This is a genomic window from Serratia sp. CC22-02, assembly GCF_900182895.1.
GTDB lineage: Bacteria > Pseudomonadota > Gammaproteobacteria > Enterobacterales > Enterobacteriaceae > Serratia > Serratia nevei.
On sequence record NZ_FXUD01000004.1, the window covers coordinates 305,780 to 327,508 of the forward strand.

The window sequence follows — 21,729 nt, forward strand, 5'->3', positions numbered from 1 at the left end:
GCGATCCTGCTATTATCTCCCTCATGGCGCTTGCCTTTTTCCCCGTGCGGGAGATAAATTAACGCCAAATAGCGCTCTCCTTACGTGGTGCCGGCTTCGCCTCGCAGGCGGTGGTGGTGTGCCGATTGGCATAATGCGGCAGCGTGTTCAATGAAGGAATATTATGCGGATGCGTGTGTGGTTTTTATTAGCCAGTTTGATCCTCGCCGGCTGCAGCAGCCATGCGCCGCCGCCGAGCGGCCGCCTGGCGGACTCTATCGTGGTGGTGGCCCAGCTCAACGAGCAACTGCGTCAGTGGTACGGTACGCCATACCGTTACGGCGGCCTGGATCGCGGCGGCGTAGATTGTTCCGGCTTTGTTTACCGCACGTTCCGCGATCGTTTCGACATGCAGCTGCCGCGTTCGACCGAAGAGCAAACCTCGCTGGGCACCAAGGTTTCGCGTGATGAGCTGATGCCGGGCGACCTGGTGTTTTTCAAAACCGGCGGCGGTGAGAACGGCCTGCACGTCGGCATTTACGATACCAACGACCAATTTATCCACGCGTCGACCAGCCGCGGAGTGATCCGCTCCTCGCTCGATAACGTCTACTGGAAGCGGGTGTACTGGCAGGCGCGACGCATTTAGCCTTAACCTATTGATTTGGTGTATCATGGCGGTATCACGTGTTTTGAACGGTGCCTGCCATGAACAGCCTGCGTTTACTGATCTCCGATTCCTACGATCCCTGGTTTAACCTGGCGGTGGAAGAATGCATCTTCCGCGAGATGACCACGCAAAAAATCCTCTTTCTGTGGCGCAATGCCGAAACGGTGGTGATTGGCCAGTCGCAGAACCCCTGGAAGGAGTGCAACACCCGGCGCATGGAGCAGGACGGCATTCGGCTGGCGCGGCGCAGCAGCGGCGGTGGGGCGGTATTTCACGACCTGGGCAACACCTGTTTCACCTTTATGGCCGGCAAACCGGGTTACGACAAAAGCGTCTCGACCGACATCATTCTGCAAGCGCTGCGGCAGCTGGGCGTCACGGCCGGCGCGTCGGGGCGCAACGATCTGGTGATGGAAACCGCCGACGGGCCGCGCAAAATATCCGGCTCGGCCTATCGAGAAACCCAGGACCGTGGTTTCCACCACGGCACGCTGCTGCTGAACGCCGATCTGGAGCGGCTGGCAGACTACCTCAATCCCGATCCCAAAAAGCTGCAGGCCAAGGGCATCACCTCGGTGCGTTCGCGCGTCGCCAATTTGGCGGAGTTTTTGCCGGGTATCAGCCATGAACAGGTGTGCGAAGCCATCGTGCAGGCCTTTTTTGCCCACTATGGCGAGACGGCCGAGCCGGAGATCATTTCGCCGGACGTATTCCCCGATTTGCCCGATTTTGCCGCGCAGTTCGCCAAACAGAGCAGTTGGGAATGGAATTTCGGCAAGGCGCCGGCGTTCAGCCATCTGCTTAACGAGCGCTTCGTCTGGGGCGGCGTGGATCTGTTCTTCGACGTGGAGAAGGGAACGATTGTTCGCGCGCAGGTGTTCACCGACAGCCTGAATCCCGCCCCGCTGCAACGGCTGGCGGAAGCGCTGGTGGGCTGCGCGTATCGCAGCGAGCCCGTTGCCGCTTGCTGCGATCGGCTGATGGCGGATTATCCGCAACAGGCGGCGGAATTGACCGAACTGCGGCAATGGCTGAGCGAAACGATCCGTTAGCCGGTATGGGATGGTGAAGGGGATGAGCGTGCTCATCCCTTTTTTTATCGCTGAAATCGACGTTTCGCAGGGGCGTAGCGCAGATTTTCTGAAAATCAAGGTGGGCATTTTTTTACGTTTTCAATGCTGAGAATAACGGGCGGAATTGATGTGTTATTAAATTTAATCAGTCATCGTTAACGACAGGAAAAATCGGCGTTACGGCAGAAAGATTATTTTACTTTATTTAAGATTTTTCTTAAATAAAACAACGGAGATAAGTCAAATTTAGCCCGTCATCCAATCCACTTAAGCCAAATACCTTTTCATATCACGCGTTAGGCGAGAAAGGTGGCATAAGTTCAGCTGCTTTTCTTTTGCGCCTTTCGCGATTGTCGTATAGCTTTAATCTATCAATTAAATGATATTTCATGGGTATTTGCATTGATATTTCCGATTAATCCCAGAAGGATTGATCGATAAAATATATTGATATACGATGATACGCTAGCCATTCATCCTGTGGCATTAAAATGAACATCCAACTCGAAGCTGACTTTATTAGTAGCTATGTTTTTCAACCTGTTTACTCAATGGAGGGCAGGCTGTTGGCGGTGGAAATGTTGAGCCGTTTCAACAGTCCCGACGGTGATTTAGCCATGCCGGCCGAAATTGGGATTAATTTATTGGCGCCTGAACAAAGGATTGAGTTATTTAATGAGCAATTGAAACTTGCGGAGCGGCACGCGGGCTGGTTTACCGGTAACAGCGTGCAGTTGACCATCAATATCGAAGAAACCATCGTCGAACTTATTCTTTCCGATCCGGCATTGTGCCAATGGATCAGGCAATATCCTTTTATTGCATTCGAAATGAGTGAGAGTTTTCCGAATCTTTCGGCCGGGAAGAACAACCCGAACGTGCAGCGATTAAGCGAAATGTTTACGCTGTGGCTCGATGATTTCGGTTCCGGTAAAGCCACCTTGACCGCGCTGTATGATGGTTTGTTTGACTATGTAAAGATAGACAAGCGTTTTTACTGGCAGCTGTTTACCCATCAGGGGTATGACGTGGTCATCGACTCGTTGTTAAAGAATATCAACCTGTTGTGTAAAGGCGTGATCGTCGGAGGAATAGAGAAAAAAGAGTACTTTAATAAACTCAGATACGCCGGTGTTTTAGGCCTGCAAGGTTTTTTATGGCCCAGCGTTGGTGTGGATAATCTGCAAACTTTGCTGGCGAAGCCCAGCGAGTTCAATAATTAAGAAGTGATATAAAAAACTACACACAATGAGGTAAATAATGCGCGGGGTGATGTTTGCCGTGATTCCGTCGCCGTTATTCGCCATCGTTTTTTGGCTGATGACACCGTTTTGTCAGCCCACGTTAAACCGCGTTTCCTCCGCCAAGTGGAAACGCCAAACTCCCCGCATCCGTCCTGGTGACAGGCGGATGCGTTCTCCCTGCATTCCTTCGGTGTTAATCCGCCCGTCCAGGCTCTACACTACGCTGAAACGGAGGGCCTATGCCGCAGTTCGATAACGCTTACTACCAACAGTTACCCGGTTTCTACACCGCCCTGAACCCGACGCCGCTCAAGGATGCGCGCCTGCTGTACCACAGCGAGCCGCTGGCGCGCGAGCTGGGGCTGGATGAAAGTTGGTTTACCCAGGATAAAACCCCCATTTGGGCGGGAGAAACGCTGCTGCCCGGCATGCAGCCGTTGGCACAGGTGTACAGTGGCCACCAGTTTGGCGTATGGGCCGGGCAGCTGGGGGATGGCCGCGGCATTTTACTGGGCGAACAGGTCCTGGCGGACGGCAGCCACCGCGACTGGCACCTGAAGGGCGCCGGGCTGACGCCATATTCGCGTATGGGGGACGGCCGCGCGGTGCTGCGTTCGGTGATCCGCGAGTTTCTGGCCTCCGAGGCGTTGCATCATCTGGGGATCCCGACCACCCGGGCGTTGACCATCGTGACCAGCCGGCAGCCGGTGTTCCGCGAGCAGCCGGAACGCGGCGCCATGCTGATGCGGGTGGCGGAAAGCCACGTGCGCTTCGGCCACTTCGAGCACTTTTACTACCGCAAACAGCCGGAGCAGGTGCGGCAGTTGGCGGATTTCGTCATTGCCCGTCACTGGCCGCAGCTGCAGGATCAGGCTGAACGTTACCTGCTGTGGTTTACCGACGTGGTGGAACGGACGGCGCGCCTGATCGCCCATTGGCAAACCGTCGGTTTCGCTCACGGCGTGATGAACACCGACAACATGTCGATTCTCGGCATCACCATTGACTACGGCCCTTACGGCTTCCTCGATGACTATCAGCCCGGTTATATCTGCAATCACTCCGACCATCAGGGGCGTTACGCCTTCGACAATCAGCCGGCGGTGGCGCTGTGGAACCTGCATCGCCTGGCGCAGACCCTGTCGGGGCTGATGACCACTGAACAGCTGCAGCAGGCGCTGGCGGCGTATGAACCGGCGCTGATGCGCGCCTACGGCGAACAGATGCGCGCTAAACTCGGCTTCTTCACGCCGACGGCGCAGGACAATGACGTGCTCACCGGGCTGTTGAGCCTGATGGCGCAGGAAGGGCGGGACTATACCCGCACGTTCCGCCTGTTGAGCGACACTGAACAGCAACAGGCGCAGTCGCCGCTGCGCGACGAGTTTATCGACCGCGCGGCGTTCGATTCCTGGTATCAGCAGTATCGTCAGCGTTTGCAGCAGGAGCAGGTGAGCGATGCGGAGCGGCAACGGGCGATGAAGGCGGTGAACCCGCGCCTGATCCTGCGCAACTATCTGGCGCAGCAGGCGATTGAAGACGCGGAGCAAGACGACGTGGGCCGTTTGCAGCGGTTGCATCAGGCCCTGCTGCGGCCGTTCGACGATGCGCCGGAATATGACGATCTCGCCGTGCTGCCGCCGGACTGGGGCAAACATCTGGAGATTTCCTGCTCCAGCTGAGATGAAAAAAGGGCGCTTAATGGCGCCCTTGACGTTATTGACGCAGGTAGACCTGCGGCAGCGACACTTCGGGATGATGCACCACGCCGAGATCGGCCTGATACCAGCGGGTGAGGATCTCCGTCTGCAACACCTCCTGCGGCGTGCCGCTCGCCACCAGACGCCCCTGATGCAGCAGCAGGATCCTATCGGCGTACAGCGCGGCCAGATTAAGATCGTGCAGCACGCAGCAGACGCCCAGCGGCTGTTGGCGCGTCAGCGAGCGCAGCAGGCGCAAAGTGTGCTGCTGGTGGTACAGATCCAGCGCCGAGGTCGGCTCATCGAGAAATAGCCAGGCGGGAGACGGCTGCGGTTGCCACAGCTGCGCCAACACACGCGCCAGCTGTACCCGCTGCTGTTCGCCGCCGGACAGTTGGCGGTAGTCGCGCTGCGCCAGCGCCAGGCAGTCGGTCTGCGCCATCACCTGTTGGATCGCCTGATGCTCGTCGCGTTTGCCGTGCGGCGCCCGCCCCATGCTGACCACTTCCTCCACGCTGAACGGAAACGCCAGATCGCTGTACTGGCGCATCACGGCTCGGACTTTGGCCAACTGCTGCGGCGCCCACTGTTCAAGCGGGCGATCAAGCAGGCGACATTCGCCGCAGTCCGGCGTCAAATAGCCGGTCAGCAAGCGCAGCAGCGTCGATTTGCCGGCGCCGTTAGGGCCGATAATCGCCACCATTTCGCCGCCGGCGAGGCTGAGCGAAACGTCGTTGATCAAGCGGCGCGCACCGAGGCTGTAGCGCAGCTCTCTGGCTGTCAGGCAGGCGGCGTTATCCACCGGTTCGCTCCCGCTGGCGCATCACCAGCCATAAAAAGTAAGGACCGCCGATCAGGCTGGTCATCAACCCCACCGGCATTTCGGCCGGCGCCACCAGCGTGCGCGCCAGCGTATCGCTGACCAGTAGCAGGCAGGCACCGCCCAGCGCGGAGCAGGGCAGCAGCCAGCGGTGATCGCCGCCGAGGCGCATGCGCACCAGATGCGGCACCACCAAACCGACAAAGCCGATCACGCCGCTCATCGCTACCGCCGCGCCGATCAGCAAGGCGCTCAGCAACAGCAGCTGCAGCTTGGCGCGCTGGACGTTCACCCCGAGGTAGTGGGCCTCTTCGTCCCCCAGCTGCAACAGGTTCAGCCGGCGCGCCTGCAGCAGCGTCAGCAGCGCCGTAGGCAGGATCAGCGAGGCGGAAACCGCCAGCGTCGGCCACTGTGACTGGCTGAGGCTGCCCATCATCCACAGCGAGAACTGGCGCAGCTGTTGATCGCTGCTGACGTAAGAGAGCACGCCGATGGCCGCCATGCACAGGGCGTTGATGGCGATGCCTGCCAGCAGCAGCCGCGACAGATTGCCGTGCCCGCTGCGGCTGATGCCGTAGATCAATAGCGATACCAGCAGGCTGCCGAGGAACGCCGCCAGCATATGGCCATACAGCGCGATCGTCACCGGCAACGCCAGCGGCATCACGATGAACAGGGCGACAAACAGCGCGCCGCCGCTGCTGATGCCCAGCAGGCTCGGATCCGCCAGCGGGTTGCGGAACAGCCCCTGCATCACCGCACCGGATACCGCCAGCGCGCAGCCGATCACCACCGCCAGCAGCACGCGCGGCAGGCGGATGTTCAACCAGATGTGCCAGGCGGCGTCGCTGAAAGGTTCGCGCCACAGGGTGCGAAACGACAGCGTCAGCGCGCCCAGGTTGGCGGCGACCAGCGCCAGCAGCGTCAGCAACACCAGCAGACCGATGATGGCCAGCTGAGGCGAGGTGCGACAGCGCATTACTTTTGCTCCGCCGCGTGGCGCAGTTTGGCCAGCGCCGCCGGCGTTTCCAGACCGAAGCCCAGCAGCGCCATGTCATCGACGATCAGCACGCGGCGTTGCTTGCCTGCCGGCGTCAACGCCAGGCCCGGCAGCGTCCACAGCTGCTGTTCGCCGCCGAGGGTGCGCACGCCGTCGGTAGTGACCAGCAACAGATCCGGCGCGCTGGCGATGACGCCTTCCTGCGACAGCGGACGGTAGCGGTCAAAGCCCTGCATGGCGTTTTTCAGGCCGGCGGCGGCAATCACTGCGTCGGCGGCGGTGTGTTGCCCGGCGGCCATCGGGGTGATGCCGCCGTGGCTCATCACGAACAGCACCTTGACCGGCAGCGGGGAGGTATCGACCGCCGCCAGCTGTTGTCGATAGCGCTCGCTCAGCTGTTTGCCTTGCTCAACGCGCTGCAGCGCGGCGGCGATCGTAGCGATTTTCTGCGGTACCGCCTGCAGGGTGGTGTCACCCGGCACGCTGACCACGTTGACGCCGCTGTCCGCCAGCTGTTTGAGCACCAGCGCCGGCTGTGCCAGCTCGGTTGTCAGCACCAGCGTCGGCTTCAGCGCCAAAATGCCTTCGGCGTTCAGCTGGCGCATGTAGCCGACGTCCGGCAGCTTTTTCACCGCTTCCGGGTGCAGACTGGTGCTGTCGCGGGCGATCACTTCGTCGCCGGCGCCGAGCGCGAAGGCGATTTCCGTCACGTCGCCGCCGATCGAGACGATGCGCTGCGCCGCCGCAGCGGTGAGCGGCAGCGCCAGCGACATCATCAACGCCAGGCGGCGGATCAAGGAAGATTTCATGCGGCGATGTCCTTGACGGCGAGCGCGGCAACCTGCTCGCGCCACTGGGTTTGTTCCGGCTGACCTTCGGTACGCTGGCCATACAGCTGCGCAATCTGCGTGCCATCGGCGGCGAACAGCTCCAGGCTGGTGACGATGCCGTCCTTGGTCGGTTTGCGGGTAATCCAGCTTTCGGCGATGGCGTCTTCGATCAGGTGCAGCGTGAAGCGGCGGTTGAACACGTTGATCCAGCCTTCCTGCGGCATCAAACGTTCGATCTGGCCGGTGAAGATCTGCACGCAGCCGCGGTTGCCGACGAAGATCATGATCTCGTTCTGCTGCTGCTGCGCCGCTTCCAGCAGCTGCGACAGCGCGCTGTTGTCCACCTGATAGGCCAGATCGTCGCCAACAGCGCGGAACGCCTGCTGGCGCGTCAGTTTGTTGCGGCTGAGCAGCTGGAAGAACTGGTGAACGTCGGTCATCGCACGCCATTCACCGTCGATTTTGGCATGATCCTGCGTCGTTTCATCCGCGCTGCTCGCCTCGGCGGGCTGCAGCGCCAGCGCTGGGTTTTCTTCGCTCAGGTGGCGTTCCACCAGTGCCATCCAGGCCGGCAGATCGGTCTCTTCGGCGGTGTAGACCTTGTGCAGCGCATCGCCCTGTTGGTCGAAGAACTGGATGCTGTGGCGCACGCCGCGCTTGTTGGTTTCGCTCATGGCGAAAACGCTGGTCCAGTGGTTGAGGAACAGGCGCAGATCCAGCTCGCGCGGGTTGAGGATCAGCCCGGCGTGGCCGTTGAGGTGCTGATTGCGGTAGCGGCCCATCTGCTCATGCACCGCATAGCTGTTGCGGGTGATGGACTTGGTGACGCCGACCTGCTCAAGCTCGGTCAGCAGGGTGCGTGCGTCGGCCTGCAGGCGGCGAGTGTCGTGGCCGACGCGGGCGTGCGTCAGCTCCGCTTCGCTGACGCCGAGGATCGCCGTCAGATCGCGGGCGTATTTGCCGGGGTGATCGATTTTAGCCTGTTGGTAGCGTTCGTATAGGGTATTGCTCATGCGGGATTCTCCTGCGCTGTAATGCGAACGGCGGACAACCGGGTTGTCCGCCAGATAGTCAAATGATTACCACTGGTAGCTGACCAGCAGTTTGGCGTTGCGGCCATCCTGCGGGACGCCCTGCGGCGAGTAATATTCTTTGTCAAAGGCGTTGCCCAGCACCACGGTGGTGGTCACGCCCTGCAGCCGATCGCGGCCCTTGTAGCTCAGATAGAAATCGTTGACGCCGTAGCCGCCTTGCTCCGGCGTCCCCGTTTGTACGCGGGTGGCGCGTTCGGCGAAGGTGGCGACCCAACCGGCGGACAGACCGGTTTCGCCCAGCGGCACGTCCAGCGAGCTGGTGACGGTATCCGGGCTGATGTCGGCCAGCCAATCGCCGCTTTTCGCGTTCAATTCGCCATTGCGAGACTTGTCCTTGCCGCGTGTGCGGTTGTAAGCCAGATCCCAGTTAAACCACTTGGTCTGGTAGTTCAGCGAGGTGTCCCAACCCCAAATCTTGGCGCGAGAGATATTCGCTGAGGCGGTCTGCGTACGAGTGACATACATGAAGATGTAGTCTTTGGCGTCGGTATCGAAGTAACTGGCCTTGAATTGCAGGCTGTCATCCGCCAGCAGCAGGTCGTCGAAGCGCAGGCCGAAACCGGCTTCGGTGGTGCTGGTGGTTTCCGGCCGCAGATTCGGATTAGGCACCCAATAGTTGCCGGGGAAGTGGCGCGAATCGTTGTACATCTCGCCCATGGTCGGGGCACGGAAGGCCTGGGAATAGGAGCCGAACAGCATCAGCCAGTCGGTCGGCGAGTAGCTCAGGGCGCCGCGGGACGACCATTTGTCGGCCTTGACGTCTTCGTGGCCTTGGCTGCTGCCTTTGTAATCGTCGTAGCGCGTGCCGGCCAGCACGGTGATCGGAATGTCGCGCAGCGTGATTTCATCCTGCAGCCAGCCGGAGGCGAAGTTGATCTTGGCCTGCGGGAAGCTGGTGGTGGCGCCGCCCGGCTGCTGTTTCTGTTCATAGACCTCGGAGCCGTAGGTCAGCAGGTGTGACGCAAAGCTGTCGGCGAACAGACGCGTGCGGTTTTCCAGCTTGCCGCCGTTGGTGGTCTGCTTGCGGAATTCGTCGGTCGCACCGGCGTTGTGCGCATTGATTTTGACTTCCGAGGTGTACAGTTTCGCGGTGGCGTCCAGCCAATCCTGGCCGACCGGCTTGAGCTTATAGCTCAGAGCGGCATCGCGCTGGATGGTGGAGCGGTTGGTCATCGGGTTGCCGCTCGAGCTGCCCGGCGTCTGCGGGTTTTTCGGCTCCTGGGCGCTGTTGTTGTAGTAGCGCAGATCGCCGCTCAATGACTGATTGTCGTCGATTTTCCAGGTGCCTTTGGCCAGCACGTTGCTGATGGTTTCATCGTTTGGCGCATCGAAGCCGTTGCCCTGACGCAGATTGCCGACGTCGCGGGTGCCGAACGACAGCAGGCCGTCGAGGTTATCGGTCTTGCCGTAAGCGCTGGCGCCCATGCCCAGGCTGTGATCGCCGGTGCCGGCGGTGCCGTAGACGCGGAACCCGGTATCGTGGCCCGGCAGCAGCAGATCGGCGGCATCGACGGTCTCGTAGGCGATGACGCCGCCCAGTGCGCCGCTGCCGTACAGCAACGCAGAGGGTCCGCGCACGATTTCAATGCGCTTGACCAGCGCCGGATCGAGGAAGGTGCCGCCGATGTGGCCGGTATCGGTACCCTGGCGGATGCCGTCGACCAGCGTCAGCACGCCGTTTTTGCCGTAGCCGCGCATCGTTACGTCCTGACCGTTGCTGCGCCCGGTGCCGTTGACGGTGATGCCCGGCACGCGGCGCAGCATATCGGCGGCCGAGGTGGCAGTCTGGCTTTCCGGCGAGTTGCCTTCGATGACCGTGACCATCATCGGCGCTTCAAAGCTGCTGCGTTGGTTACCGGTGGCGACCACCGTCATGGTCTCGTCGGCGGCTTTGGCTTTTTTAGCCGGCGCCGCGTTGGAAGAGGATGTTGTGCTGGTGTTTTGTGCCAAGGCCACCGTAGGCAGAGCGCAGGCAATCGCCAGACTCAAAGCGGAAAAACGCAGCCGGGTGGAAAATGTCAGAGGCATGGTGCAACTCTCCGTATGTAATAAAACATATCAATAGATTTGCTGGCTGCCTGGATCAAAAGATCGGGGTGGCTGGCGTTTGAGGATTCTGTGGTTATTTGGTCAGGATCAATTTCCCGGCTTTGGTCTGCCGTAGCTGATAGCGCTGACCCTGATGGGTAATGAACGCGATGCCGTCGGTGCCGAGCAGCTGTGCGCTGTCGTAGCTGGGCGGCGCGTTTGCGCTGTGCTCGGTCGGGGCCGCGGCGGCGGGGGTAGGCGTGTTGGCAGTATCCATCATCATTGTGCTTATAAAACAGACCATTAAATGGTAATTAATATCAAACTGAGAATCATTATCATGTGAAGGAAAGGTTACATCAAGGAAAATTTTCTTACCGATGGAACCTTTTTGTCGAACGGACATCTGGTGGCGGGCCGAGCGCACTCGGCCCGTAAAAAAGGGGCGTTATTTCAGCAGGGTTTCGATGCGGTCAAACAGACGTTCGGGCTTGGTGATCGGCGCAAAGCGCGTGACGCGCTGGCCGTCGGCGGTAAGCAGAAACTTGGTGAAATTCCACTTGATGCGGCGGCTACCCAAAATGCCGGGCGCCAGGCGTTTCAGCTCATTGAACAGCGGGTGCGCGCCGGGGCCGTTAACGTCTATCTTGCTGAACAGCGGGAAACTGACGCCGTAGTTGAGGCTGCAAAAGTTGGCGATCTCCAGCGGGCTGCCCGGCTCCTGAGAACCAAACTGGTTGCAGGGGAAGCCGAGCACCACCAGGCCGCGTTCGCGATAGTATTGCCACAAATTTTCCAGCCCGCGGTATTGCGGGGTGAAGCCGCACTTGCTGGCGGTGTTGACCACCAGATAAGCGCGCGCCGGGAAATCGCCCAGCGTTTTTTGCTCGCCCTGCAGCGTGACGCAGGGGATGGATAACAGAGAGTGAATCATGCCGGGGCTCCAGGTGCGTTTCGGCGGGTGCAAAGAGGTTGCAATCAGTATAGATGAGCGGGGCGGGAGGGATAAAGCCGGGGCGAAGCCCCGGCCTAGGTTGCGTCAGAAACGGCTATCGACCGCATCCGCCAGCATCGCCAACAGCTGTTCGCTGTCGGACCAGCTCAGGCAAGGATCGGTGATCGACTGGCCATAGGTCAGCGGCTGGCCGGCGACGATTTTCTGCGTGCCTTCCACCAGGAAGCTTTCCGCCATCACGCCGGTGATGGCGGCGGAGCCTGCGCGGATCTGTTGGCAAACGTTGTCGGCCACTTCCAGCTGGCGGCGGTGCATCTTCTGGCAGTTGCCGTGGCTGAAGTCGATCACCAGGTGCTCCGGCAGATCGAACTCGCGCAGGCTGTCGCAGGCGGTAGCGATGTCGCTGGCGTGGTAGTTCGGCGTTTTGCCACCGCGCATGATGATGTGGCCATACGGGTTGCCGCTGGTCTGGTAGATGGTCATCTGGCCATGTTTGTCCGGCGACAGGAACATGTGCCCGGCGCGCGCCGCACGAATGGCGTCGATGGCGATGCGGGTGTTGCCGTCGGTGCCGTTTTTGAAGCCGACCGGGCAGGAGAGCGCCGAGGCCATTTCACGGTGGATCTGGCTTTCGGTGGTGCGTGCGCCGATGGCACCCCAGCTGATGAGATCGGCGATGTATTGGCCGACCACCATGTCCAGGAATTCGGTGGCGGTCGGCAGGCCGAGCTGGTTCACTTCCAGCAGCAGGCGGCGCGCCATTTCGATGCCGCGGTTGACCTGGAAGGTGCCGTCCAGCGCCGGATCGGAGATCAGGCCTTTCCAGCCGACGACGGTGCGCGGTTTTTCGAAGTAGGTGCGCATCACGATTTCCAGACGATCCTGGTAGCGTTCGCGCAGGGCGTTCAGCCGGCCGGCGTAATCGACGGCGGCGTCGAGATCGTGGATGGAGCAGGGGCCGATCACCACCAACAGGCGGCGGTCTTCACCGGTGAGGATTTTTTCAATGCGTTTTCGTGACGCTGTCACGTTATCAGCGACGGCCGCCGAGATCGGCAGCTTGTCTGCCAACGCTTGCGGCGTGACGAGGCTGTCGATGCGCGCGGTCCGCAGTTCATCTGTTTTGTACATGTTGTTCCCTGGAAACTGTTCTTCTCTGCGGCAGGAGTGCCGGGAAGTGATGGCGATCACAATAACGCAAAAAGCGCTGAATTCAACCGTAGAGATTGCGTTCTGTTGATCAAAGCCGCGAAAAAAAGCACAAAAAAATCAGCTGCTGATGAAATAAACGGCAGGCGGCGGGGCGCGACGGCCCCGCGAGGAAAAGATCAGAACATGCGGCGGCTCATGCCGAGGATATCGAGGATTTTGGTGGAGATCTCTTCGACCGAATAGTTGGTGGTATTGAGATAGCGGATCTGGTTTTTGCGGAACAGCGCCTCGACCTCGGCGATCTCCATGCGGCACTGGCGCAATGAGGCGTAGCGGCTGTTTTCGCGCCGCTCTTCGCGGATCGCCGCCAGGCGCTCCGGATCGATGGTCAGGCCGAATAATTTATGCTGAAACGGTTTCAGCGAAGCCGGCAGGTGCAAATTGTCCATATCGTCGGCGATAAACGGATAGTTGGCGGCGCGGATGCCGAACTGCATCGCCAGATAGAGGCTGGTGGGGGTTTTGCCGCAGCGCGACACGCCGAGCAGGATCACCTGCGCCTGATCGAGGTTGCGCAGCGAAATGCCGTCATCGTGCGCCAGGGTATAGTCGATGGCGGCGATGCGCGCATCATACTTGCCGAGGTTGCTGGCGGTCAGGCCGTGGGTGCGGTTCGGCACCGGCGTCGGTTCTACGTCCAGCTCGCCCTGCAGCGGGCCGACCAGCGCCTGCACGATATCCTGGCAAAAGCCCTGGCTCTGGACGATCACATCGCGCACTTCCGGCGAGATGATGGAGTAAAACACCAGCGGCCGCACGCCGGTTTCATTATAGATATCATCGATTTGTTGGCGAACTGCGCGTGCGCGGGCCTCGGTTTCGACAAACGGCAAGGTGTACGTGGTCGCCGTGACCGGGAACTGCGACAGCACCGCGTGCCCCAGCACTTCGGCGGTGATCGCCGTACCATCCGAAATATAAAAAACGCTTCTTTCCACCCGAGGCTCCTTACCTGAGAACGGTGTTCCTGCTGTCATCACTGCCAATATCATGAGCCGCAGACGATTCGCCGGTAAAGGGGCGAGGGAAAAAATTGTGACGGCGGGGCGGTAAACCGCCTTGCGGCGGCGCGTGAAGAAAAGTGCATTTTGACGACGGTAAAAATCGTGGCGCAGCGACGCTTTTCGATCCGAAACGCAAATTTGCCGCTATTTTCACCAAAAACGGTAGCGTTTGCGTGGTCATTAAAACAGAAGTTTAAAAAGAACGTAATTTGTTGAGAACTAAGCTTTTCGTGCGATTGGGAACGGTTCCCAGGCAAATCAGCCGGTTAGGACATTCTCTTAAAAACCACTTTCTTCAGTGGGTTGATCGATTCACCTTTCCATTTTCCCCAGATCAGTGTGCTAGTCTGATTCGGCTCCGTGTTAGCGGCGCCGTAAAGCAAGCGAATTAAATCCGTCTTTACCCTACTGATAGCAATAAGGATTGTCTCGATGTCCAACAATGGCCCAGACTTGCGTAATGTGCTTTGGTACAACCAGCTTGGCATGCACGACGTTGACCGTGTCGGCGGCAAAAACGCCTCCCTCGGTGAAATGATCACCAATCTTTCCGATTTGGGCGTGGCCGTGCCAAACGGTTTTGCCACCACCGCACAGGCATTTAACGATTTCCTCGAACAAAGCGGTGTTAACCAGCGCATCTATCAGCTACTGGATCAGACCGACGTTGACGACGTTGCACAACTGGCCAAGGCCGGCGCCCAGATCCGCCAATGGGTGATCGACACGCCGTTCCACGCCGAGTTCGAACGTGAAATTCATCAGGCTTACCAACAGCTCGCCGATGGCGAACCGGAAGCCTCTTTTGCGGTGCGCTCCTCCGCCACGGCGGAAGACATGCCGGACGCGTCCTTTGCCGGCCAGCAGGAAACCTTCCTCAACGTGCAGGGCATCGACGCCGTGATGGTGGCGATCAAGCACGTGTTCGCGTCGCTGTTCAACGACCGCGCCATCTCGTATCGCGTGCATCAGGGCTATGACCACCGCGGCGTGGCGCTGTCGGCGGGTGTACAGCGGATGGTGCGCTCCGATCTGGCCTCCTCGGGCGTGATGTTCACCATCGACACTGAGTCCGGCTTTGATCAGGTGGTATTCATCACCTCCGCCTTCGGCCTGGGCGAAATGGTGGTGCAGGGCGCGGTGAACCCGGATGAGTTCTACGTGCACAAACCGACGCTGCAAAACGGCAAGCCGGCGATCGTGCGCCGCAACCTGGGCTCGAAAAAGATCCGCATGGTGTACGCACCGTCGCAGGATCACGGCAAGCAGGTTCGCATCGAAGACGTGCCGGAAGCGCAGCGCAGCCGTTTCTCGCTGACGGATGAAGAAGTGCAGGCGCTGGCGCAGCAGGCGATCCTGATCGAAAAACATTACGGTCGCCCGATGGATATCGAGTGGGCGAAAGACGGCCATACCGGCAAGCTGCTGATCGTGCAGGCACGCCCGGAGACCGTACGCTCCAACGAGCAGACCATGGAGCGCTACCAGCTGAACGGCTCCAGCCCGGTGCTGGTGGAAGGCCGCGCCATCGGCCACCGCATCGGCGCCGGCCCGGTGAAAGTGATCCACGACATCAGCGAAATGGATCGCATCCAGCCGGGCGACGTGTTGGTCACCGACATGACCGACCCGGATTGGGAACCGATCATGAAGAAAGCCGCCGCGATCGTCACCAACCGCGGCGGGCGCACCTGCCACGCGGCGATCATCGCCCGTGAGCTGGGCATTCCGGCGGTGGTGGGCTGTGGCCACGCCACCGACGTGCTGAAAGACGGCCAGAAAGTCACCGTCTCCTGCGCGGAAGGCGACACCGGTTTCGTTTACAGCGATATGCTGGACTTCAGCGTGCAGAGCTCCGAAGTGACCGAGCTGCCTGATCTGCCGCTGAAGATCATGATGAACGTCGGCAACCCGGATCGCGCCTTCGACTTCGCGCGTTTGCCGAATGAAGGCGTGGGCCTGGCGCGGCTGGAATTTATCATCAACCGCATGATCGGCGTGCACCCGCGCGCGCTGCTGGAGTTTGACCAGCAGACGCCGGCGCTGCAAAACGAAATTCGCGCGCTGATGCAGGGTTACGATCACCCGGTCGAGTTCTACGTCGGCCGTCTGACCGAGGGCATCGCGACGCTGGGCGCCGCCTTCTGGCCGAAGCGCGTGATCGTGCGTCTGTCCGACTTCAAATCCAACGAGTATGCCAATCTGGTGGGCGGCGACAAGTATGAACCGCACGAAGAGAACCCGATGCTGGGCTTCCGTGGCGCCGGCCGTTACGTGGCCGACAGCTTCCGCGATTGCTTTGCGCTGGAATGCGAGGCGGTGAAACGCGTGCGTAACGAAATGGGGCTGACCAACGTCGAAATCATGGTGCCGTTCGTGCGCACCGTGGCGCAGGCGGAAGCGGTGGTGGCCGAGCTGGCGCGCCAGGGGCTGAAGCGCGGCGAAAACGGGCTGAAAGTGATCATGATGTGCGAGATCCCGTCCAATGCGCTGTTGGCGGATCAGTTCCTCGAGCACTTCGACGGCTTCTCCATCGGTTCCAACGACATGACCCAGCTGGCGCTGGGGCTGGATCGCGACTCCGGCGTGGTGTCGGAGCTGTTCGACGAACGCAACGAGGCGGTGAAAGCGCTGCTGTCGATGGCGATTCAGGCGGCCAAGCGCCACGGCAAATACGTCGGCATCTGCGGCCAGGGCCCATCCGACCACGAAGACTTCGCCGAGTGGCTGATGGAGCAGGGCATCGACAGCCTGTCGCTCAATCCGGACACCGTGGTGCAGACCTGGATCAATTTGTCGAAAAAGAAATAATGTCTCGGCATCGCTAAGGCATTAACGCCAGGCCGCAGTTTACGCTGCGGCCTTTTTATTTCTGAATGTAAATAACGGCGCGTAAAATAATCAATTTGGCGAAAAAAGAATAAAAAAAAGCCCACCGTAGGAGATGGGCAAAGACTACACACAGCAATTCACATGTATGGCATTACATAGTTCAGAAAGGTTGCTTTAAAATCAGTGATTTGAAGCAATAGATGGCCATAATACTAGATTTTTGAACGCGACTAGTCATTAAGAATCATCCTAATCGATAGCGGCATCACATTTTATTTGCGGGCGTTATCTCTTTTTGCCGCTTGCAATAAACAGGGATTTACATTGCACCTTTCATTCGCCGAGCCCCAATCAATATAGGGCGGCATTATATTTGGTGTAGATATTACTCGAATGAGGTAGGAATAATGACGGGGCGAAATATTCCGCCCGACGATGCGGGCGGAAGGGGGGATTAGCGTTTTTCCAGATCTTCGATGACTTGCTCCGGCGCGGTGGTCGGCTCCGGCGCTTCATTCATCCAGGCGGTCAGCAGGCGATAAGACACCGCCAACACCACCGGGCCGATGAACAGGCCAATCATGCCGAAGGCCAGCAAACCGCCGATAACGCCGGACAGGATCAGCAGCAGCGGCAGATCGGCGCCCATGCGGATCAGCACCGGGCGCAGCACGTTATCCAGCGTGGCTACCACGCAGCTCCAGACCAGCAGCACGGTGCCCCAGGTGGTATCGCCATGCCAGTACAGCCAGATGATGGCCGGCACCAGCACCAACAGCGGTCCCAATTGCGCCACGCAGCAGATAAAGATCAGCATCGTCAACAGGGTGGCGGCCGGAATGCCGCTCACCGCCAGACCGATACCGCCCAGCACCGACTGTACCAGCGCCGTCACCACCACGCCCAGCGCGACAGCGCGGATCGCCTGGCCGCCTAACAGCACCGCCGCATCGCCGCGCGCAGAACCGAGGCGCACCGCAAAGTGGCGGATACCCAGTGCCACCTGCTCGCCGCGTGCATACAGCAATGCGCTGAACAGCAACATCAGCGCGCAGTGCAGCAGCAGACGGCCGATATGCGCCGCCTGCGCCACGAACCAGGTGGCGGTCTGGCCGAAGTACGGCTGCACCTTCGCCAGCAGCGCGGCGCCGCCGGCGTTAACCAGCGTGTGGTAGCTGGTGTAGAGCCTGTCGCCGATCATCGGCACGGACTGCAGCCAGGCGAGGTCGGGAATGTGCAGCTTGCCCGGTGAACTGGCCCAGGCGATCAGCGGCGCGCTGTTATCCACCACGCTGCTGATCAGCAGGGATATTGGCAGAATGAACAGCAGGATCAGCAGCAGGGTCATGACCAACACCGCCAGCGAACGGCGGCCCCACAGCAGTTTTTGCAGTTTGAGCAGCAGCGGCCAGGTGGCGATCACCACCATGCCCGCCCAGGCGAAGCCGAGAATAAACGGTTGGATCACCCAAAAACAGGCGACGATCATGATGGCGATAAACAGCACGCCGAAAATAATTCGCGGTAAGTCGTAACGCGATTGCGGGAGTGGCATCAGTGGCTTCTCATCCTGGTCAATTAAATCCCTGGCACCGGAGAATCGGGGTGCCTGTCGGTCGGTTTCTCACCGCCGGGCGGCCGCCTGTGGCGGCACTCGCAGGGCGGTAATAATGTGAATGCCTTCACTAAACGAGTATGTTAGTTTTTAGTGTCACTAAAAAATAGGGTGGGTCTGAATTAAAGGCCCGATTCAGCGTACATCAGCGCATAAAAAATAGACGGACAGGGTCAAAAAAGCGAATGATCCCACAGATTTCTCAGGCGCCCGGCCTCGTTCAACGGGTGCTCGACTTTTTGGAAGCACTGAAGCAAAACGGATTCAACGGCGACACCGCCACCAGCTACGCTGACCGGCTGACGATGGCCACCGACAACAGCATCTATCAGCTGTTGCCCGATGCGGTGGTGTTCCCCCGTTCCACCGCCGACGTGGCGCTGATCGCCCGCCTGGCCGGGGAAGAGCGATTCAAGACGCTGACCTTCAGCCCGCGCGGCGGCGGCACCGGCACCAACGGCCAGTCGCTCAATACCGGCATCGTGGTCGATATGTCGCGCCATATGAACCGCATTCTGGAGATCAACGTCGAACAGGGCTGGGTAAAAGTCGAAGCCGGGGTGATCAAGGATCAGCTGAATCAATATCTGCGGCCGTTCGGCTACTTCTTCTCGCCGGAACTGTCCACCAGTAACCGCGCCACGCTGGGCGGCATGATCAACACCGACGCCTCCGGCCAGGGCTCGCTGGTGTACGGCAAAACCTCCGATCACGTATTAGGCCTACGGGCGGTGCTGCTCGGCGGAGAGATGATCGATACCCGCGCCATGCCGACGGCGCTGGCGGAAACGATTGCTCTGGAAGAGACCGCCGAAGGGCGCATCTACCGCACTGTGCTCAACCGCTGCCGCGAGCAGCGTGCGCTGATCCTGGAGAAATTCCCCAAGCTCAACCGCTTCCTCACCGGTTACGATCTGCGCCACGTGCTGAGCGACGATCTGCAAACCTTCGATCTGACGCGCATCCTGACCGGCGCCGAAGGCACGCTGGCGTTTATCACCGAGGCGCGGCTGGACATCACGCCGCTGCCGAAAGTGCGCCGTTTGGTTAACGTAAAATACGACTCTTTCGACTCGGCGCTGCGCAATGCACCCTTTATGGTCGAAGCCAAGGCGCTGTCGGTGGAAACCATCGATTCCAAGGTGCTGAACCTGGCGCGTGAAGACATCGTTTGGCACTCGGTGAACGAACTGATCGCCGACGTGCCGGATAAAGAGATGCTCGGGCTGAACATCGTCGAGTTCGCCGGCGACGATCGGGCGCTGATCGACGGCCAGATGGAAACCCTGTGCCAACGGCTGGACGAACTGATCGCGCAGCGGCAGGGCGGCGTGATCGGTTACCAAATCTGCGGCGATCTGGCGGGCATCGAGCGCATTTACAACATGCGCAAGAAGGCGGTCGGGCTGCTGGGTAACGCCAAGGGCCGCGCCAAGCCGATTCCGTTCGCCGAGGACACCTGCGTGCCGCCGCAACACCTGGCGGACTATATCGTCGAATTCCGTCAACTGCTCGACGACCACCACCTGAGCTACGGCATGTTCGGCCACGTCGACGCCGGGGTGCTGCACGTGCGCCCGGCGCTCGACATGTGCGACCCGCAGCAGGAGGTGCTGATGAAGCAGATCTCCGATCGGGTGGTGGCGCTGACCGCCAAATACGGCGGCCTGCTGTGGGGGGAGCACGGCAAGGGGTTCCGCGCGGAATACAGCCCTGAGTTCTTCGGCGAAACGCTGTATGAAGAGCTGCGCCGCATCAAGGCGGCATTCGATCCGGATAACCGCCTGAACCCGGGCAAGATCTGTTCGCCGCTGGCGGTGGATGCGCCGATGATGCAGGTGGACGCGGTCAAGCGTGGCACCTTCGATCGCCAGATCCCGGTCGAAGTGCGCACCTCATTCCGCGGCGCGCTGGAGTGTAATGGCAACGGCCTGTGCTTCAACTTCGACGTGCGCAGCCCGATGTGCCCGTCGATGAAGATCAGCGGCAACCGCATTCATTCACCGAAAGGGCGGGCGACGCTGGTGCGCGAGTGGCTGCGTCTGTTGGCCGAGCAGGGCGTCGATCCTTTGGCGCTGGAAAAACAGTTGCCGCAGCAGCGAGTCAGCCTGCGCGGTTTGATCGAAAAGACCCGCAACAGCTGGCACGCGGGCAAGGGCGAGTATGACTTCTCGCACGAAGTGAAAGAGGCGATGTCCGGCTGCCTGGCCTGCAAGGCCTGCTCTACCCAGTGCCCGATCAAGATTGACGTGCCGGGATTCCGTTCGCGCTTCCTGCAGCTCTACCACACCCGCTATCTGCGCCCGGTAAGCGACTACATGGTCGCCGGTGTGGAGAGCTATACCCCGTTGATGGCCCGCGCGCCGAAGGTGTTCAACTTCTTCTTCCGCCAGCCGTGGCTGCGGGAGATGAGCCGCAACGCCATCGGCATGGTCGATCTGCCGCTGCTGTCCAGCCCGACGCTGCGTCAGCAGCTGTCCGGCCACCGCGCGACCACGCTGACGCTGGAGCAGCTGGAAGGGCTGAGCGCCGAGCAGCGCGCAGAACACGTGCTTATCGTCCAGGATCCGTTCACCAGCTATTACGACGCCAAAGTGGTGGCGGACTTTGTCAGGCTGGTGGAGAAGCTCGGCTATCAACCGGTGCTGCTGCCGTTCTCGCCGAACGGTAAGGCGCAGCATGTGAAAGGTTTCCTGACGCGCTTTGCCCGCACCGCGCGCAAAACCGCCGATTTCCTCAACCGTGTGGCGCAGCTCGGCATGCCGCTGGTGGGCGTTGATCCGGCGCTGGTGCTGTGCTACCGCGACGAATACCGCGAGATCCTCGGTGCCGAACGCGGCGATTTCCAGGTGCAGCTGGTGCATGAATGGCTGCAGCAGCGGATTGCGGATCGCGCCGAACAGCCGGCGACCGGCGAGCCGTGGTATCTGTTCGGCCACTGCACCGAAACCACCGCGCTGCCGGCCAGCGGCCAACAGTGGGCGGCGATCTTCGCCCGCTTCGGCGCCAAACTGGAGAACGTCAGCGTCGGCTGCTGCGGCATGGCGGGCACTTACGGCCATGAAGCCAAGAACCTGCAAAACTCGCTCGGCATTTATGAGCTATCATGGCATCCGACGCTGCAGCGTTTGCCGCGGCAGCGCTGCCTGGCGACCGGCTATTCCTGCCGCAGCCAGGTGAAACGCATCGAGGGCAATGGCGTGCGCCACCCATTACAGGCACTTCTGGAGATGATTGAGTGAAATTGTGGAAACGTGAAACATCGCTGGAGCAGCTGAACCGCGCTGGCGACGGCTGCATGGTCAGCCATGTGGGCATCGAGTTTACCCAGCTGGGCGAAGATTTCCTCGAGGCCACCATGCCGGTCGATGGCCGCACCCGGCAGCCGTTCGGGCTGTTGCACGGCGGGGCATCGGTGGTGTTGGCGGAGTCGATGGGATCGATGGCCGGCTACCTGTGCAGCGAAGGCGAGCAGAAAGTGGTGGGGCTGGAGATCAACGCCAACCACCTGCGCGCGGTGTTCGATGGCCAGGTGCGCGGGGTGTGTCGCGCACTGCACGTCGGCCGTCGCCATCAGGTGTGGCAAATCGAGATCTTCGACGCGCGCGATCGGCTGTGCTGCACCTCGCGTCTGACCACGGCGGTCATCGACTGATTCCCGCCGGTTTCCGCA

At 60.3% G+C, this 21,729-nt stretch carries 17 protein-coding genes and 1 other RNA gene; 7 read left to right on the forward strand and 11 right to left on the reverse strand.

The features are described 5' to 3' along the window. The first annotated feature begins 163 nt into the window (after nt 1-163). The 4 genes from QOL81_RS16125 to QOL81_RS16140 all read left to right on the forward strand — a co-directional run bounded on the left by QOL81_RS16125 (nt 164) and on the right by QOL81_RS16140 (nt 4,648). The gene (locus QOL81_RS16125; protein WP_016927954.1) at nt 164-628 is read left to right on the forward strand and encodes an NlpC/P60 family protein; all 465 of its coding nucleotides are present in this window, start codon (nt 164-166) and stop codon (nt 626-628) included. A gap of 59 nt (nt 629-687) precedes the next feature. Beyond that, nucleotides 688-1,701, forward strand: a complete 1,014-nt coding sequence (gene lplA / locus QOL81_RS16130) for a lipoate--protein ligase (RefSeq protein ID WP_060419209.1) — start codon at nt 688-690, stop codon at nt 1,699-1,701. A gap of 512 nt (nt 1,702-2,213) precedes the next feature. Then, a complete protein-coding gene (locus tag QOL81_RS16135) occupies nt 2,214-2,945 on the forward strand; it encodes an EAL domain-containing protein (protein ID WP_060419207.1) in 732 nt (243 codons plus the stop codon). A 260-nt stretch (nt 2,946-3,205) separates the two neighbouring features. Then, a complete protein-coding gene (locus QOL81_RS16140) occupies nt 3,206-4,648 on the forward strand; it encodes a protein adenylyltransferase SelO (RefSeq protein WP_060419205.1) in 1,443 nt (480 codons plus the stop codon). Nucleotides 4,649-4,682: 34 nt separating this feature from the next. Here QOL81_RS16140 and QOL81_RS16145 read toward each other — a convergent pair whose 3' ends face one another. The 9 genes from QOL81_RS16145 to ppsR form a co-directional block, all read right to left on the reverse strand. Next, nucleotides 4,683-5,468 (reverse strand): heme ABC transporter ATP-binding protein, encoded by a 786-nt coding sequence (locus QOL81_RS16145; protein ID WP_049198604.1) that lies wholly within the window; start codon nt 5,466-5,468, stop codon nt 4,683-4,685. Then, entirely contained in the window at nt 5,461-6,465 is a 1,005-nt protein-coding gene (locus QOL81_RS16150; protein ID WP_016927948.1) for a FecCD family ABC transporter permease, read from the reverse strand. The genes QOL81_RS16145 and QOL81_RS16150 overlap by 8 nt, the downstream gene beginning before the upstream one ends. Further along, the gene (locus QOL81_RS16155; RefSeq protein ID WP_033638352.1) at nt 6,465-7,295 is read right to left on the reverse strand and encodes a heme/hemin ABC transporter substrate-binding protein; all 831 of its coding nucleotides are present in this window, start codon (nt 7,293-7,295) and stop codon (nt 6,465-6,467) included. Before QOL81_RS16155 ends, QOL81_RS16150 begins: the two co-directional genes overlap by 1 nt. Next, the gene (locus QOL81_RS16160; protein WP_283439928.1) at nt 7,292-8,329 is read right to left on the reverse strand and encodes a hemin-degrading factor; all 1,038 of its coding nucleotides are present in this window, start codon (nt 8,327-8,329) and stop codon (nt 7,292-7,294) included. Before QOL81_RS16160 ends, QOL81_RS16155 begins: the two co-directional genes overlap by 4 nt. A gap of 66 nt (nt 8,330-8,395) precedes the next feature. Next, the gene (locus QOL81_RS16165) at nt 8,396-10,438 is read right to left on the reverse strand and encodes a TonB-dependent hemoglobin/transferrin/lactoferrin family receptor (RefSeq protein WP_060419200.1); all 2,043 of its coding nucleotides are present in this window, start codon (nt 10,436-10,438) and stop codon (nt 8,396-8,398) included. Nucleotides 10,439-10,532: 94 nt separating this feature from the next. Beyond that, complete coding sequence (hemP, locus tag QOL81_RS16170; protein WP_043141213.1) at nt 10,533-10,715, reverse strand: hemin uptake protein HemP; 183 nt, start codon at nt 10,713-10,715, stop codon at nt 10,533-10,535. 171 nt (nt 10,716-10,886) lie between these two features. Beyond that, on the reverse strand, nt 10,887-11,372 hold the full coding sequence (locus QOL81_RS16175) for a glutathione peroxidase (RefSeq protein ID WP_038871031.1): 486 nt from the start codon (nt 11,370-11,372) through the stop codon (nt 10,887-10,889). Between the two features lie 105 nt (nt 11,373-11,477). Continuing rightward, nucleotides 11,478-12,524 (reverse strand): 3-deoxy-7-phosphoheptulonate synthase, encoded by a 1,047-nt coding sequence (locus tag QOL81_RS16180; protein WP_038871025.1) that lies wholly within the window; start codon nt 12,522-12,524, stop codon nt 11,478-11,480. A gap of 197 nt (nt 12,525-12,721) precedes the next feature. Next, a complete protein-coding gene (gene ppsR / locus QOL81_RS16185) occupies nt 12,722-13,582 on the reverse strand; it encodes a posphoenolpyruvate synthetase regulatory kinase/phosphorylase PpsR (protein WP_162215433.1) in 861 nt (286 codons plus the stop codon). A gap of 459 nt (nt 13,583-14,041) precedes the next feature. Between ppsR and ppsA the strand changes: the two genes are divergently transcribed. Continuing rightward, entirely contained in the window at nt 14,042-16,420 is a 2,379-nt protein-coding gene (gene ppsA / locus QOL81_RS16190) for a phosphoenolpyruvate synthase (RefSeq protein WP_060419199.1), read from the forward strand. Nucleotides 16,421-16,529: 109 nt separating this feature from the next. Here the strand turns inward: ppsA and rprA are convergent. Next, an RNA gene (gene rprA, locus QOL81_RS16195) (antisense sRNA RprA) lies at nt 16,530-16,639 on the reverse strand. 256 nt (nt 16,640-16,895) lie between these two features. Next, nucleotides 16,896-17,996 (reverse strand): AI-2E family transporter YdiK, encoded by a 1,101-nt coding sequence (ydiK, locus tag QOL81_RS16200; protein ID WP_055317060.1) that lies wholly within the window; start codon nt 17,994-17,996, stop codon nt 16,896-16,898. Between the two features lie 245 nt (nt 17,997-18,241). Here ydiK and ydiJ point away from each other — a divergent pair, with 245 nt between their 5' ends. Both ydiJ and menI read left to right on the forward strand, forming a co-directional pair. Continuing rightward, on the forward strand, nt 18,242-21,298 hold the full coding sequence (ydiJ, locus tag QOL81_RS16205; protein ID WP_147840228.1) for a D-2-hydroxyglutarate dehydrogenase YdiJ: 3,057 nt from the start codon (nt 18,242-18,244) through the stop codon (nt 21,296-21,298). Beyond that, nucleotides 21,295-21,711, forward strand: a complete 417-nt coding sequence (gene menI / locus QOL81_RS16210) for a 1,4-dihydroxy-2-naphthoyl-CoA hydrolase (RefSeq protein WP_016927938.1) — start codon at nt 21,295-21,297, stop codon at nt 21,709-21,711. Before ydiJ ends, menI begins: the two co-directional genes overlap by 4 nt. Nucleotides 21,712-21,729 lie beyond the last annotated feature (18 nt).